Genomic DNA, 15,397 nt, shown 5'->3' on the forward strand with positions numbered 1-15,397 from the left:
GAAGGCCGCGCCCGCCGCTGCGCCCGCTGCAGCGCCCGTTGCGCCCGCAGCGCCCGCAGCGCCCGCTGCGCCGACATCCGCGGCTGCGCTGATACCCGGGTCGGCGACGAACCACACCGGCAAGGGGTTCGACGCCTGTACCGCGCCCTCCGGCGCCGCGATGAAGGCGTGGATGGCCTCCTCCCCGTACCGGGCGGTCGGCATCTACATCGGCGGTTCCCAGCGGGCCTGCGACCAGCCGAACCTGAAGGCCTCCTGGGTCGAGCAGCAGCACGCCGCGGGCTGGGCGTTCATGCCGCTGTACGTCGGCGTGCAGGCCCCGAAGATCGCCTATCCCACCACCGAGGGGGCCAACGCCGCCGACGACGCGGTGAACCAGGCCCGCGCCCTCGGCTTCGGCCCCGGCACGGTCCTCTACTACGACATGGAGGCGTACCCCGCCCCGCAGTACTCGGCCGCGGTGCTCGCGTTCCTCACCGCCTGGACCAACGAACTGCACGCCTGGGGCTACAACTCCGGTGTCTACAGCAGTTCCTCGTCCGGCATGAAGGACCTGGCCGCCAACACCGGCAACAGCGCCTACACCATGCCCGACGCCGTCTTCAGCGCCAACTGGAACGGCAGGGAGAACACCGACGACCCGGCGATCCCGGCCGGATACTGGTCCAACCACCAGCGCGCCCACCAGTACGCCGCGCCGAAGGACGCGGAGACCTGGGGCGGCTACTCGATACCGATCGACCAGGACTACCTCGACATCCAGCTCACCGGTGCCCCGCCGTCCCAGTCCGGCGGGTTCTTCCTCGGTGTGCGGCAGAGCTCGGGGGCCTGGCCCGGCTTCAGCCCGCTGACGGGCGCGGCGGGCGTGTTCCGCGGCTCGGAGGCCGCGATCGCCGGGCTGCCGGGCGGCTCCTCGCAGGAGCTGGGCATCGCCCTGGACGGCCGGCTCCACCACGGAGTCCGTGCGGCGAACGGAAGTTGGAGCGGCTTCGCCGCGCTCCCCGCCGACGGCACGCCGACCGCGCAGGTCCGCCGGGCCGGCATCGCGGGCCTGCCGGACGGCTCCTCGCAGGTGCTGGCCATCGGCAGCGACGGCAACGTCTACCACCGGGTCCGCCTCGCCGACGGCAACTGGTCCGGCTACGGAACGCTCCCCGGGGTCGGCACCCCGACCATGGCGGCCGGGGACGTCGCCATCGCGGGCCTGCCCGACGGCTCCGCCCAGGTGCTGGCGATCGGCGGCGACGGCAACGTCTACCACGAGACCCGCTTCTCCAACGGCAGTTGGAGCGGCTTCGCCCCGCTCCCCGGGATCAACAGCTCGCGGATGGCGGCGGGGCGGGTGGCCATCACCGGGCTGTCGGACGGCTCGGCCCAGGTCCTGGTGATCGGCGGCGACGGGAACGTCTACCACGAGACCCGCTTCTCCAACGGCAGTTGGAGCGGCTTCGCCCCGCTCCCCGGCCGCGGCACGCCCACCATGGCGGCGCGGACGGTCGGCATCGCCGGGCTGTCGGACGGCTCGGCCCAGGTGGCGGTGGTCGGCGGCGACGGGAACGTCTACCACGAGACCCGTTTCTCCAACGGCAGTTGGTCCGGCTTCGCCGCCGTCCAGGGCCCGTACGGCGCGAGCACCTTCCCGGCCCAGCGCGCCGCCATCGCGGGCCTGTCGGACGGCTCCAGCCAGCTGGTGGCCGTCCGGAGCTGATCCGGGTACGGCCCCCGGCCGACCGGTGCCCCCGCCCCCTTCCGCCGGAGCCCCCGGGGCGGGGGCGCCGGTCGGCCGTCCGTGACCGAAGCACGAGGTGGCTCGTTGTCGGGGCATGAGACTGGATGACCGGTGACCGAGCGGCGCGCTCGGGTCGGACGCCCGGCCCGCCGTGTCCGCCGGCCGGCCGCCCCCAGCGCCGTGGCCGGCTCCGATCCGGCGGCGAGACCGCGGGACGACCGGACCAGGGCGTTCCTGGAGAAGGCCGCCTACGTCGTGGCACCGGGATCGGTCGTCGTGGGCCTGCTGTACTACATGGGCCGGACCTACACGGCGGCGTACTACGTCCACTTCGGCATCCCGACGAGCGACCTCGAACTGTCGCTGGAGAGCTATCTGACGGCCAGCCCCACAGCGCTGTTCCTCCCGCTCTGGACACTGCTGTGGGGCGTGCTCGTCGTCCTGGCGGTCTTCGGCCTGGTCGAGCACCGGCTGGCACGCCCGCGAGCGTTGCCGCTGTGGCAGCGCACCGCCGTCGGATGCGGACTCGCGGGTGGCCTGCTGCTCCTGCTGGGGTTCCTGGTCTTCACCCAGCCGCGCTGGTGGACCCGCAGCGTCCTGTCGCTCCTGGAGGCCGGCTGGCCGCGCGTGGTCGTTCCTCCCCTGGTGGTGGCGCTCGGCGCGGCGCTGGCGCTGTTCGCGCTGCGCCTCCACCGGGTCGGCCGCCGAGCGAGCGGAGAGTCGGTCGCCGGCGGGCGGATCCAGACGCTCGTCGGCGCCGTGCTGATCGGGCTGCTGACGATGAGCCTGTTCTTCGCGCTGGCGCGCTACGCCGACGAGGCGGGGGACGACCAGGCGATCCGCGACGCGGAAGCCGGATTCGCGGGGCGGGTCAGCGTCCTGATCTACTCCCGTTCGCCCATCACCCACGATGCCCGGGGCATCTACTTCACGGACCTCGGCGAGGCGGGCGGTCCGTACCGCTACCAGTACCGGGGGTTCATGCTGCTCGCCAAGTCCAGCGCCCGCTACTACCTCGTCTCGTACGACCGCCGCCGGCCCAGGGACGTGACCGTGGTCCTGCGGGACGACGAGTCCATCCGGATCGAGACGCTCGGCTGACGGCTCGGCTCGCCGTCACCTCAGCCCGCCGTCTCCTCGGCCGAGGGTTCCTCGGCGGTGGGGGTGACCTCGGGCGAGGAGGTGGTCCAGGGCGTGGGCGCGTTCGAGGGCGACGACGGTGACGGTGACGACGAACCCGACTCGAGCCCCTCGCCGACCAGTTCGACGCGGTAGTCCGAGTCGGTCGCCGACGTGTCGACGGTGAGTTCGGCGCTGTGCGTGCCGACGGTGGTCGGCGAGAAGGCGACCGTGAGGGGGCAGGACTCTCCGGGCCGAAGCGTCCTTCCGGTACACGGGTTGCTGACCACCGAGAAGCTCCCCGCCGGCAGGTGCACGTCCCCGATCGTCGTCCCGCTGTCCGTGCCGGTGCCGGTGCCGGCTTCGGAGGTGATGGGAGGGGCGACGATGTACATGGTCTTGGTCACCTGCTCGCCGAGCGGCGTGGCGGGTAGCGTCGCCTTGGACACCGCCGTGCCGCCCTTGCTGCCCGGAAAGAGCGAGGCGATCGCGCTCGGGTCCGAGCCGGCCGAACCGGTCGGCACGGGTGTCTCCGCCGTGGGCAGGACGGGCGCCGGAGTCGTCGTGGCGGAGGAGCCACCCCCGCCACCACCGCACCCGGCGGCCAGCGCCAGGACCACGACGGACGCGGCCACCCGCACCAGCCGCCCCGTACGAACGACGTTCCGTCCACCGGCACCAGCCACGATCGCCTCCGCTCCACGAGAAATGGGTCGCAGGCGAACCCTCGCGCACCCGCCCGCCCGGGCGGCCCCAGCTCGCGTCCGCGCCCCGCGTCATCACCCGGACGAGCGGCGATCAGGACCGTTCGGCGGGTGCCGGCCGTGGTGGCTAGAGACCGCCGCCGAGGATGACGCGGTAGACGATCGTGGCGCCGTCGGTGCTCACGTCGGTGCAGAGTTCGCGGCGGTCGAGCAGCCAGCCGTTCGCCTCGCAGCGCTGCCGGGGCCGGAGCCGGTCCGCGGCCTGCGCCGTCGGCACGTCCGGCGGGCCCGCCAGGTAGAGCGTGCGCCAGCAGGTGGCGTCGTGGCCGTTGCCGCAGTCCCGGCCGCCGCCGATGGTGGTGTAGCCGGGCGGCAGCTGCGGCACGGCCTTCGCCGACGGGACGTCCGCCTCGTGGAAGAACACGAGCGCCAGCAACGGGGTCGCGGTGAGCACGAGGGCCAGTTGGCTGTGGAAAGCGATGCCCGCCGCCCGGGACCAGCCGACCGGGCGCTCCGGACGCGGGCCGACGAGCTGTCGCTCCAGCCACAGGCCGACCAGGACGACCAGTTCGGCGAGCGGCGTGTACAGCAGGTACAGCTCGCCCTCGCTCCGCAGCTGCAGCAGGTCGAACGCCACCGCGAGCACCAGCGCCAGCCAGAGCAGCAGCACGGCGGCAACGGATAGCCGCAGCGGCGTCGACCGGGCGCGCAGCACCCAGTGGACGAGCGGTAGCAGCGCGAACAGCACGCCGATGAAACCCCACACCACGATCCGAAACCCTCCCGGTGGCGGACGACGACACCCCGGAGGACCGGACGCCCGGGCACCGGTCCTCGGTTCCGACACGCAGGAAGCCGCCGGGAGGCGGCCCACAGCGTACCCCTGTGCGGGACGGCGGACGGTTCGGCCGGCAGGACGGGCTCAGCGGAAGTCGTCGGCGTGGTCGACGGCCCACTGGGCGAAGGTGTGCGCCGGAGCGCCGGTGATCCGCTCGGCGATGACGGAGGTCACGGCCACGACGCCGTCGGCGGCGGCCCACTGACCCACGATCGCCTCGGCCACGACCGGATGCATCGTCCTGGCGACGTCCGCGCGGGCCTGCTCGTCGGAGACGTGCTCGACCCGGATCCGGCGGCCGATGGCCTCGCCGATGTGCTCGACCTGACAAGGCGCTACTGGTCCGGGACGAGGACCGCGACGCCGGTCACGCGGTCCGCGGCGAGGTCGGAGAGCGCGGTGTCGGCGTGGTGCAGCGGGTAGCGGCGGACGTGGACCGCCGGGCGGGTGCGGGCGGCCTCCGCGAGGAAGGCGCGGCCGTCCGCCCGGGTGTTGGCGGTGACGCTGCGCAGGGTGCGTTCCTGGAAGAGGTGCCGCTGGTAGTTCAGGACCGGGATGTCGCTGAGGTGGATGCCGGCCACCGCGAGCGTGCCACCGCGGTCCAGGGCCGCGAGGGCGACCGGCACCAGTTCGCCGACCGGGGCGAAGAGGATGGCGGCGTCCAGCGGCTGCGGGGGCGGGTCGTAGGAGTCGCCGGCGAAGGCGGCGCCGAGGTCCAGCGCGAGTTGTCGGGCCGCCGCGCCCCGGGTGAACACGTGCACCCGGGCGCCCCTGGCGAGGGCGATCTGGGCGGTCAGGTGCGCGGAGGCGCCGAAGCCGTAGATCCCCAGCAGCCCGCCCTCGGGCAGTTCGGCCCGTTCCAGCGCCCGGTAGCCGATGATCCCGGCGCACAGCAGCGGGGCGAGTTCCTCGGCGGGCGGGCCCTCGGGCAGCGGGTAGGCGAAGCGGGCGTCCGCGGTGAGGTGGCGGGCGTAGCCGCCGTGCCGGTCCCAGCCGGTGTAGCGGGAGTGCGGGCAGAGGTTCTCCCGCCCGGCCCGGCAGTAGCCGCAGTCACCGCAGGTCCCGGCCAGCCAGGCCACCCCGACGCGGTCCCCGAGCGCGAACTCGGTGACGGCCGGACCGGCCGCCCGGACACGGCCGACCACCTCGTGCCCCGGGCTGCACCTCGGCGTCCTGGGGGCGAGATCGCCCTCCGCGAGGTGCAGGTCGGTCCGGCACACCCCGCAGGCCTCCACCTCCAACAGGACCTCCTGCGGCCCGGGTGCGGCGAGCGCCCGCCGCTCCCGGACCAGCGGGCCCGTCGCCATCGGCCCCGGCCGGGCCACGACCCAGGCCTCGGTCTCCTCCGGTGCGTCCATCGCCGCCTCGCGCCTCCTCGTCCCGGCTTCCAGGATCGGGCCGGTGGACCGGCCGCGCACAGGGGCGCGCGCAGGCCGGCCGCCGCCGGTGGACGCGACCGTCACTCCGGGGGACGGGGGCGGTCCTCGGAGGCGGGGCCGTAGCCGCCGCCGCCCGGGGTGCGGATCTCCAGGAGGTCGCCGGCCGCCAGGTCGGCGGTGCCGCAGCCGGGCAGCGGTTCCTCGGTGCCGACGGCCCGCAGGACGCGGTTGGTGCCGAGGGCGCCGGGGGAGCCGCCGGCCAGGCCGTACGGGGGGACGCGGCGGTGGCCGGTGAGCAGGCTGACGGTCACGGGCCGGCGGAAGCGCAGCCGCCGCAGGACGCCGTCGCCGCCGTGGTGGCGTCCGGCGCCGCCGCTGCCGCGCCGGACGGCGAACTCCTCGACCAGGACGGGCAGGCGCCACTCCAGGACCTCGGGGTCGGTGAGCCGGGAGTTGGTCATGTGGGTCTGGACGGCGTCCGCGCCGTCGAAGCCGGGCCCGGCGCCGGAGCCGGAGGCGATGGTCTCGTAGTACTGGTGCTCCGCGTCGCCGAAGCTCAGGTTGTTCATCGTGCCGGACCCCTCCGCCTGCACGCCGAGCGCGGCGTAGAGCGCGCCGACGACGGCCTGCGAGGTCTCGACGTTGCCGGCGGCGACGGCGGCGGGGTGGACCGGGGCGAGCATCGAGCCGGGCGGCACGACGATCCGCAGCGGGCGCAGGCAGCCGTCGTTGAGCGGGATGTCGTCGGCGACGAGGGTGCGGAAGACGTACAGGACGGCCGCGGTGACGACGGCGGAGGGCGCGTTGAGGTTGCTGTCGAGCTGCGGCGAGGTGCCGGTGAAGTCGATGACGGCGCTGCGGTCCCGGCGGTCCACGCGCACCGAGACGGCGATCACGGCGCCGGAGTCGGTCTCGTAGCGGTACGAGCCGTCGGCCAGTTCGTCGATCGCCCGGCGCACCGCCTGTTCGGCGTTGTCCTGGACGTGCCGCATGTAGGCCTGGACGACATCCAGGCCGAAGTGCCCGATCATCGCGTTGACCTCGTCGACGCCCTTGCGGTTGGCGGCCACCTGGGCGCGCAGGTCGGCGAGGTTGGTGTCCGGGTCGCGGGACGGGTACGGCGCCTCGGTGAGCAGCCGTACGGTCTCCGCCTCGCGCAGCCGCCCGTCCACCACCAGCGGCCAGTTGTCGAACAGCACGCCCTCCTGCTGGATCTCGCGGCTCCCGGCGGGCATCGAGCCGGGGGTGATGCCGCCGATCTCGGCGTGGTGGCCCCGGGAGGCGACGAAGAACAGGAGCTCACGGCCGTCCGGATCGAAGACCGGGGTGACCACGGTGATGTCGGGCAGGTGGGTGCCGCCGTGGTACGGGTCGTTGACGGCGTAGCTGTCGCCCGGGCGCAGCCGCGGACCGCGCCGGCGGAGCACCTCCTTGACGGTGGTGCCCATCGAGCCGAGGTGGACGGGGATGTGCGGGGCGTTGGCGACGAGGTTGCCGTCCGGGTCGAAGAGCGCGCAGGAGAAGTCGAGCCGCTCCTTGATGTTGACCGACTGGGCGGTGGACTCCAGCCGGGCGCCCATCTGCTGGGCGATCGCCGTGAAGAGGTTGTTGAAGACCTCCAGCAGGACGGGGTCGGCGGTGGTGGTGACGGACTCCTCGGTGCGGGCCTCGACGTGCTCGAGCAGGAGGTGCCCGGCGGCGGTGACGGTGGCCTTCCAGCCGGCGTCCACCACGGTGGTGGCGTTGGCCTCGGCGATCACGGCCGGGCCGTCGAGGGAGTCGTCCGCGCGCATCGACTCCCGTTCCAGCAGCGGCACTCGGCGCCACTCGCCGCCGGTGTACAGCCGGACGGGGACGGGTTCGGCCGGCTCGGCCGCCGGGGCGAGGGTGTCGAGCTCGGGCTGCTCGGTGAGGCCGGTGCCCTCCACGGCGAGGGCCTCGACCACCAGCGGGCGGTCCATCAGGAAGGAGTAGGTGGACCGGTGCCGCTCCTCGAACTCGGCCCGCATCCCGGCCGGTTCGCCGAGCGGGACCCCGATGGTGGTGTCGGTGCCCCGGTAGCGCAGGCGGGCCCGGCGGGCGAGGCGGATCCGCTCCCGCGGGACGCCCTGGTCGAGCAGTTCCTCCGTGGCCGCCCGGGCCAGCTCCTCGGCGAGCGCCCGTACCGCGTCCATCTCCCCCTCGGCCAGCGGTCGTTCGACGGCGTGCTCGCGCAGGACGGTGGTGTCGGCCAGGCCGATGCCGAGGGCGGACAGCACCCCGGCCATCGGGGGGACGAGGACGGTGCGGATGCCCAGCGCCTCGGCCACCGGGCAGGCGACCTGGCCGCCCGCGCCGCCGAAGGTGGTCAGGGCGTAGCGGGTGACGTCGTGGCCCTGCTGGACGGAGATCCGCTTGACCGCGTTGGCGATGTTGCCCACGGCGATCCGCAGGAACCCCTCGGCCGCCTCCTCGACCGACAACCCGCCGATCTCCTCGGCGAGTTCGGTGAACTGACGCTGTGTCAGATCGATGTCGAGCGGCTGGCCGCCGTCCGGGCCGAAGACCCGCGGGAAGTGCTCGGCCTGGATCCGGCCGAGCAGCAGGTTGGCGTCGGTGACGGTCAGCGGCCCGCCGCCCCGGTAGCAGGCCGGTCCCGGGTCGGCGCCGGCCGAGTCCGGGCCGACCCGCAGGCGGTCGCCGTCGTAGCGCAGCACCGAGCCGCCGCCCGCCGCGACGGTGTGGATGGCCAGCATCGGCGCCCGCAGCCGTACCCCGGCGACCTGGGTGGTGACCACCCGCTCGTACTCGCCGGCGAAGTGCGAGACGTCCGTGGAGGTGCCGCCCATGTCGAAGCCGATCACCCGCTCGTGGCCGGCCAGCGCGGACATCCGCACCATGCCGACGATGCCGCCGGCCGGGCCGGAGAGGATCGCGTCCTTGCCCCGGAAGTGCCCGGCCTCGGCGAGGCCGCCGTTGGACTGCATGAACATCAGCCGGACACCGGTGAGTTCCTCCGACACCTGCCGGACGTAGCGGCGCAGCCCGGGGTGGAGGTAGGCGTCCACCACGGCGGTGTCCCCGCGCGGCACCAGCTTCATCAGCGGGCTCGTCTCGCTGGACAGCGACACCTGGTCGAAGCCGAGCCGTTCGGCGAGCCGGCCGATCTCCCGCTCGTGGGCGGGGTGCAGGTAGCTGTGCAGGCAGACCACGGCGACCGAGCGGATGCCGTCCTGCCGGCAGCTGCGCAGGTCCTCGGCGAGCCGGTCGAGGTCCGGCGGGCGCAGCACCTCGCCGTCGGCCGCGATCCGCTCGTCCACCTCGACCACCCGGGCGTACAGCGGCTCGGGCAGCACGATCTCGCGGGCGAAGATCTGCGGCCGGTTCTGGTAGCCGATCCGCAGGGCGTCCGCGAAGCCGCGGGTGACGACCAGCGCGGTCGGCTCGCCGGTGCGCTCCAGCAGGGCGTTGGTGGCCACGGTGGTGCCCATCCGGACCGCGTCGACGTCCGTCGCGAGGTCGGCCTCGGGCGGCAGCAGGGCGCGGATGCCCGCGACGGCGGGGTCGCGGTGGCGGGCCGCCGGGTCGTGCGAGAGGAGCTTGTGGGTGAGCAGGCGTCCGTCCGGGGCCAGCGCCACCACGTCGGTGAAGGTGCCGCCGCGGTCCACCCAGAACTGCCAGCCCCTGGAGGCCATGAACCGGCTCCCTCCGCCCTGCCGCGCGGCGCCCGGTGCGGGCTCGTGCGCGGCCGCGTGCGTGGCTCTGCGCACGAGTATCCGACCGGGCGAACCGGCCGGGCAAACGGAACATACTGGCCAGGAGGACGGACGGGCCCCGGCGGAGGCGGGAGGCAGCGATGACGATCATGGCGGTGGGGGTGCTGCGGGAGACCGTGCCGGGTGAGCGCCGGGTGGCCCTGGTGCCCGACCTGGTCCCGGCCGTCCGCCGCCTCGGCGTGGCGGTCCTGGTGGAGGCGGGCGCCGGTCTCCCCGCCGGTCACCGCGACGCCGACTACCGCGCGGCCGGTGCCGTCCCGGCCGGACGCGACGAGCTGCTGCGCCGTGCGGACCTGCTGCTCGGCATCCACCCGCCGACCGCCGACCCGGTGCACGAGCTGCGCCGCGGGCAGGCGCTGGCCGCGCTGCTGCGGCCGCGGCGGATCCCCTTCCTGGTCCGGCAGTGGGCGGACCGGGGCGTGACGGCGATCGGCCTCGACCTGGCGCCCGACCTGCCCGCCGCCTACCCCCTGGACGCCGAGGCCTCCCAGGCCCGGGTGGCCGGGTACCGGGCGGTGCTGCTCGCCGCCGAGCGGTCGGGCCGCTGCCTGCCGCCCTGGGGAGCGGCCGACGGGCTCTTCGACCCCGTCCCGGTCCTGGTGGTCGGCGCCGGACCGGCCGGCCTGCAGGCGATCGACACCGCCCGCCGGCTGGGGGCTCCGGTCGCCGCGGTCGAACCGCGCCGTCGCGAGCGGGCGGCGGCCGCCGCCCTGGGGGCCGAGCTGCTGAGCCTGCCCGGCGTGCGCCCGGCGGCCGACGAACGGGAGCTGTGGCAGTCCCTCGACCGGGAGCACGCGGCCTGGGTGGCCGCCCTGGCCGAGGCCGCGCCGCGGTACGAGCTCGTGGTGACGGCCCTCGCCCGGCCGGGGTGGCCGCCGCCGGTGCTGCTCGGTACGGCGACGGTGGCCCGGTTCCGGCCCGGCTCGGTGCTGGTGGACCTGGCGGCCGGCCCGGAGGGCGGCACCGTCGAGGGCGTCCTGCCGGAGAGCGGGACGGCGGTCGGCGACGGGGTCACGGTGATCGGAGCGGGAGACCTCGCGGCGCAGGTGCCGGCGACCGCCTCGCGGGCGTACGCCCACAACGCGCTGGCGCTGGTGGAGCGCCTGCTGCGGGGTCGGCCCGCTACGCAGGACCCGGTGCTCGGCCCGATGCTGGTGACCGACCGGGGCGCGGTGCGGCACGGGCCCACCAGCCGGCTGCTGATGGAGGCGACCGCCGTCGCGGGGCTGCCGTGAGGCCCGGGCGCGGAAGGCTCAGGCCCCGGGGCGGGAGAACTGGGAAGCGTGGCGGGCGACCGCTGCCGCCCGGTCGGCGCACTGCTGGTAGCAACAGGAGACCAGCACCAGGTCGGTGGCGTCGACCGGGTCCGTCCGCTCCGGGCCGAGCAGCAGGTCGTACAGGAGCCGCTGCCGCTCGCCGACGTCCTGCTGGTGCGCCAGGACGTCCGCGGCGTCCTCGGGGGCGCCGGATCCCAGGGCGTCTGCGGCCCGCGCCACCGCCTCCAGGGCCGCGTCGGCGAGCCCGTGCAGCGGGGCCCGCAGCGGTTCGGCGAAGGGCTCCCGCTCCTGGCGGGCCCAGGCGGCCTCCAGCAGTCGCTGCGCCAGGCCCGCCAGGGCCTCGACCTGGCACCCCACGTGGACGGCCGCGACGACCCCGGCCGGTCCGCCGGGGGCCCCGGCGGCGTCCTCCTCGATCCGCGTCAGCAGTTCGGCCAGGGCCTTCTCGGCGGCCGGAACGCCTGCTTCGCCCCCGGCCGGGTCGGTCAGTACGGCCGTCGCGCCGCGCAGCGCGGTGTGCGCCACCCGCACCAGGGCGGCCGACTCGCCGATGAGGGCGCGGTACCCGCCGTCGCCACCGTCAGACATCCCGTTCGCTCCCGTCCTCGGCCCCCCGGTCAGCGTAGGCGTGCCCGCCGGTGGACGGCGGGCACGGGAGGGGCGGTCGGCTGAACGGAACCACCCGGCCGGCGGCGTGGCGGGGCCGGTCAGGAGCGGGAGGTCGTGCCCGCCCAGGCGCGGTTGCCGAGGAGGGTCTTGATGTCCGAGGCGAGGCCGTTGTCGGGGTTCACCCGGAAGCCGAGCTCGTAGAGGGTGTTCCGGTCCCAGTTGGTGGTGAGCAGGCGGACCGGGACGTCGCCGGGGTGGGCCTGGAGGGCGAGCTTGAGTTCGGCGACCACCCGGGGGGTGATCCGGGCGGCCGGGACGGTGATCTGGACGGGCGGCTTGGTGCCGAGCTCGGCGGAGGAGATGTCGAGGGTGGTGATCTCCTGGCCGAAGACGCTCAGCGAGCCGTCGCGCTCGTTCAGGCGGCCGCGGATCGAGATCACGTTGTCCTCGATCATCTGCTCGGCCATCAGGTTGTAGGTCGCGGGGAAGAACAGCACCTCGACCGAGCCGTCGCGGTCGGCGAGGGTGATGATCGCCCAGGCGTTGCCGGCCTTGTTGATCCGCCGGTCGACGCCGGTGATCAGGCCGGAGAGGCGGACCTCGCCCTCGGAGCGGCCGGAGCCGAGGAGTTCGGCGATCGAGGTGTCGCGGTTCTGGGAGAGGATGTGCTCGGCGCCGTCGAGCGGGTGGCTGGAGACGTAGAGGCCGAGCATCTCCCGTTCCAGGGCCAGGAGTTGGCGGCGGGGCCACTCGTTCTCGGTGAGCTGGAAGTCCAGCCCGATGCCGGGGCCGCCGTCGCCGCCGGTGTCGAGCGCGCCGAACAGGTCGTCCTGGCCGATGGCCTGCTGCTTCTTCACCCCGGTGACGGCGTCGATCGCGGTCTCGTGCACCGTGCTGAGCGAGAGCCGGGTGTGGCCGAGCGAGTCGAAGGCGCCCGCCTTGACCAGCGAGTCGACGGTGCGCTTGTTGCAGACGACCAGCTCGACCTTGTCCAGGAAGTCGGCGAAGGAGGCGTACTTGCCCTTCTCCTTTCGCGTCCGTACCAGGGACTCGATCACGGGCACACCGACGTTGCGCACCGCCTTGAGGCCGAAGCGGACGTCGCTGCCGACGGCGGTGAAGTCGACCACCGACTCGTTGACGTCGGGGGAGAGGATCCGGATGCCCATCTGCCGGCACTCGGCGAGGTAGACGGCCATCTTGTCCTTGTCGTCGGCCACGGAGGTGAGCAGCGCGGCCATGTACTCGGCGGGGTAGTTGGCCTTGAGGTAGGCGGTCTGGTACGAGACCAGGCCGTACGCGGCGGAGTGCGACTTGTTGAACGCGTAGCCGGCGAACGGGACCAGGACGTCCCAGACCGCCTGGATCGCCTCGTCGGAGTAGCCGCGCTCCTTGCAGCCGGCGTGGAAGGGCACGAACTCCTTCTCCAGCACCTCCTTCTTCTTCTTGCCCATCGCGCGGCGCAGCAGGTCGGCCTGGCCGAGCGAGTAGCCGGCCAGCACCTGGGCGGCTCGCTGGACCTGCTCCTGGTAGACGATCAGGCCGTAGGTGGGGCCGAGGACGTCCTTGAGCGGCTCCTCGAGTTCGGGGTGGATCGGGACGATCTCCTGCTGGGCGTTCTTGCGCAGCGCGTAGTTGGTGTGCGAGTTCATGCCCATCGGGCCGGGCCGGTACAGCGCCGAGACGGCGGAGATGTCGGCGAACTCGGTGGGCTTCATCAGCCGCAGCAAGGCGCGCATGGGCCCGCCGTCGAGCTGGAAGACGCCGAGGGTGTCCCCGCGGGCGAGCAGCTGGTAGGTGGTGGGGTCGTCGATCGGGATCTTCTCGATGTCGACGTCGACGCCCCGGTTGGCCTTCACGATCTTGAGGCAGTGATCGATGATGCCCAGGTTCCGCAGACCCAGGAAGTCCATCTTGATCAGGCCCATGGCTTCGCAGGACGGGTAGTCGAAGCCGGTGATGATCGTGCCGTCCTTGTCCCGCATGTGCAGCGGGATGAGGTCGAGCAGCGGGGTCGAGGAGAGGATGACGGCGGCCGCGTGCACGCCGGTGCCGCGGATCAGGCCCTCGATGCCCCGGCCGGTGTCGATGATCTTCTTGACGTCCGGCTCGTTCTCGTACAGCGACCGGATCTCGGTGCCCTCGTTGTAGCGGGCGTGCTTCTCGTCGAAGAGGTCGGCCAGCGGCACGCCCTTGCCCATCACGTCCGGCGGCATCGCCTTGGTGATCCGGTCGCCCATCGAGAAGGGGTAGCCGAGGATGCGGTTGGCGTCCTTCACGGCGGCCTTGGCCTTGATCGTGCCGAAGGTGTTCACCTGGGCGGTGTAGGCGGCGCCGTACTTCTCGGTGACGTAGCGGACCATCTGGTCGCGCTGGCGGTCGTCGAAGTCGATGTCGACGTCCGGGGGGTTGATGCGCTCGGGGTTGAGGAAGCGCTCGAACAGCAGGTCGTGCTCCAGCGGGTCCAGCTGGGTGATTCCGGTCAGGTAGGCGACCATCGAGCCGGCCGCCGAACCGCGGCCCGGGCCGACCGGGATGCCGTTGTCCCGGCCGTACTGGCAGATGTCGGCGACCACGAGGAAGTAGGCGTCGAACCCCATCGGGGTGATGACGCCCATCTCCAGCTCGATCCGGTCCAGCACCTCCTGGCTCGGGCTGTCGCCGTAGCGGTGCTTCAGCCCGATCTCGATCTTCTTGCGCAGGAAGGAGGCCTGGGTCTCGCCCTCGGGCACGTCGAACTGGGGCATCCGGTCGACGTAGGTGAAGACCTCCTCGTACGACTCGATCCGCTCGGCGATCGCGAGGGTGTTGTCGCAGGCCTCGGGCAGCTCGCGGAAGAGCTCGCGCATCTCCTCCGCGGTCTTCACGTAGTAGCCGGTGCCCTGGAACTTGAAGCGGTTCGGGTCGTCCTTGTTCTTGCCCACGCCGACGCAGAGCAGGCTGTCGTGGGCGTCGGCCTGGTCGGCGGTCACGTAGTGCGAGTCGTTGGTGGCCAGCAGCGGGATGTTCAGTTCCCTGGCCAGCCGCAGCAGGTCCTCGCGGACGTCCTTCTCGATGTCCAGGCCGTGGTCCATCAGCTCCAGGAAGTAGTTCTCCTTGCCGAAGATGTCCTGGTACGCACCGGCCGCCTTGACCGCCTCGTCGTACTGGCCGAGGCGCAGCCGGGTCTGCACCTCGCCGGAGGGGCAGCCGGTGGTGGCGATGACGCCGGTGGCGTTGGCGGCGATCAGCTCGCGGTCCATCCGGGGCTTCATGTAGTAGCCCTCCATCGACGCGAGCGAGGAGAGCTTGAAGAGGTTGCGCAGCCCGGTGGCGTTCTGCGCCCACATGGTCATGTGGGTGTAGCGGCCGCCGCCGGAGACGTCCTTGCCGCCCTCGCCGTCGGCGCCGGTCGGGCGCTGGCCGCCCGGGGACCAGAACACCTGCTTCTTCAGGAAGCGCGAGGCCGGCGCCACGTACGCCTCGATGCCGATGATCGGCTTCACGCCGGTCTTCTTGGCGGCGTGGAAGAACTCGTACGCGCCGAACATGTTGCCGTGGTCGCTCATCGCGATGGCGGGCATGCCCAGTCTCTCCGCCTCGGCGAACAGCTTCCCGTTCTTCGCGGCGCCGTCCAGCATCGAGTACTCGGTGTGGACGTGCAGGTGGGCGAAGCTGTCGGACACGGCGCTGGGCTCCTCGGACGGGTCTCGGTACGGGAAGCGGCCCAGGTTAGCCGGTCGGCGGCGGCGACATGCCGGGCCGGGCGACTTTCGGCCGTCTCCTGACGCGTCCTTCCCGGGGCCTTCGCGCTTCCTTGACGGGGGAGTTGGCGGGGAAGCCGACGGGAACCGCGGCGCCTCAGGAGGTGGCGGCGACCAGGTCCCGGGCGATCCGGGCGGCGCCGTCCGCCGCGCCCGGAGCGACGGCGCCCCCGGCCGGGTGGGGCTGGAGGTCGACGACAAGCTCGGCTACGCCGCCGGCCGTTGGGCGCGGGAGGCGGCCGAG

At 73.5% G+C, this 15,397-nt stretch carries 10 protein-coding genes; 3 read left to right on the forward strand and 7 right to left on the reverse strand.

From position 1 onward, the window contains the following. The first annotated feature begins 172 nt into the window (after window positions 1-172). Both ABZW03_RS23195 and ABZW03_RS23200 read left to right on the forward strand, forming a co-directional pair. Window positions 173-1,708 carry a glycoside hydrolase domain-containing protein gene (locus ABZW03_RS23195; RefSeq protein WP_355261392.1) on the forward strand — a complete coding sequence of 512 codons (1,536 nt, stop codon included), beginning with the start codon at window positions 173-175 and terminating at the stop codon, window positions 1,706-1,708. Between the two features lie 201 nt (window positions 1,709-1,909). Then, a complete protein-coding gene (locus ABZW03_RS23200; protein WP_355261395.1) occupies window positions 1,910-2,830 on the forward strand; it encodes a hypothetical protein in 921 nt (306 codons plus the stop codon). Between the two features lie 20 nt (window positions 2,831-2,850). Here ABZW03_RS23200 and ABZW03_RS23205 read toward each other — a convergent pair whose 3' ends face one another. The 5 genes from ABZW03_RS23205 to ABZW03_RS23225 form a co-directional block, all read right to left on the reverse strand. Beyond that, the gene (locus ABZW03_RS23205; RefSeq protein WP_355261398.1) at window positions 2,851-3,534 is read right to left on the reverse strand and encodes a hypothetical protein; all 684 of its coding nucleotides are present in this window, start codon (window positions 3,532-3,534) and stop codon (window positions 2,851-2,853) included. Window positions 3,535-3,679: 145 nt separating this feature from the next. Then, a complete protein-coding gene (locus ABZW03_RS23210) occupies window positions 3,680-4,321 on the reverse strand; it encodes a hypothetical protein (RefSeq protein WP_355261401.1) in 642 nt (213 codons plus the stop codon). Between the two features lie 153 nt (window positions 4,322-4,474). Continuing rightward, the gene (locus tag ABZW03_RS23215; RefSeq protein ID WP_355261404.1) at window positions 4,475-4,615 is read right to left on the reverse strand and encodes a hypothetical protein; all 141 of its coding nucleotides are present in this window, start codon (window positions 4,613-4,615) and stop codon (window positions 4,475-4,477) included. Between the two features lie 110 nt (window positions 4,616-4,725). Then, complete coding sequence (locus tag ABZW03_RS23220; RefSeq protein WP_355261407.1) at window positions 4,726-5,748, reverse strand: zinc-dependent alcohol dehydrogenase family protein; 1,023 nt, start codon at window positions 5,746-5,748, stop codon at window positions 4,726-4,728. 101 nt (window positions 5,749-5,849) lie between these two features. Next, complete coding sequence (locus ABZW03_RS23225; protein ID WP_355261410.1) at window positions 5,850-9,443, reverse strand: hydantoinase B/oxoprolinase family protein; 3,594 nt, start codon at window positions 9,441-9,443, stop codon at window positions 5,850-5,852. 161 nt (window positions 9,444-9,604) lie between these two features. On the opposite strand from ABZW03_RS23225, the gene ABZW03_RS23230 reads away from it, so the two are divergent. After that, entirely contained in the window at window positions 9,605-10,759 is a 1,155-nt protein-coding gene (locus ABZW03_RS23230; protein WP_355261413.1) for an NAD(P) transhydrogenase subunit alpha, read from the forward strand. An 18-nt stretch (window positions 10,760-10,777) separates the two neighbouring features. On the opposite strand, the gene ABZW03_RS23235 is transcribed toward ABZW03_RS23230, so the two are convergent. Together ABZW03_RS23235 and dnaE are read right to left on the reverse strand one after the other, a co-directional pair. Next, a complete protein-coding gene (locus tag ABZW03_RS23235; protein WP_355261416.1) occupies window positions 10,778-11,389 on the reverse strand; it encodes a hypothetical protein in 612 nt (203 codons plus the stop codon). A 119-nt stretch (window positions 11,390-11,508) separates the two neighbouring features. Then, window positions 11,509-15,075, reverse strand: a complete 3,567-nt coding sequence (gene dnaE / locus ABZW03_RS23240; protein ID WP_355261419.1) for a DNA polymerase III subunit alpha — start codon at window positions 15,073-15,075, stop codon at window positions 11,509-11,511. Window positions 15,076-15,397: the final 322 nt, after the last annotated feature.

This window comes from Kitasatospora sp. NPDC004799 (assembly GCF_040609095.1).
In the GTDB taxonomy this organism is placed as follows: domain Bacteria; phylum Actinomycetota; class Actinomycetes; order Streptomycetales; family Streptomycetaceae; genus Kitasatospora.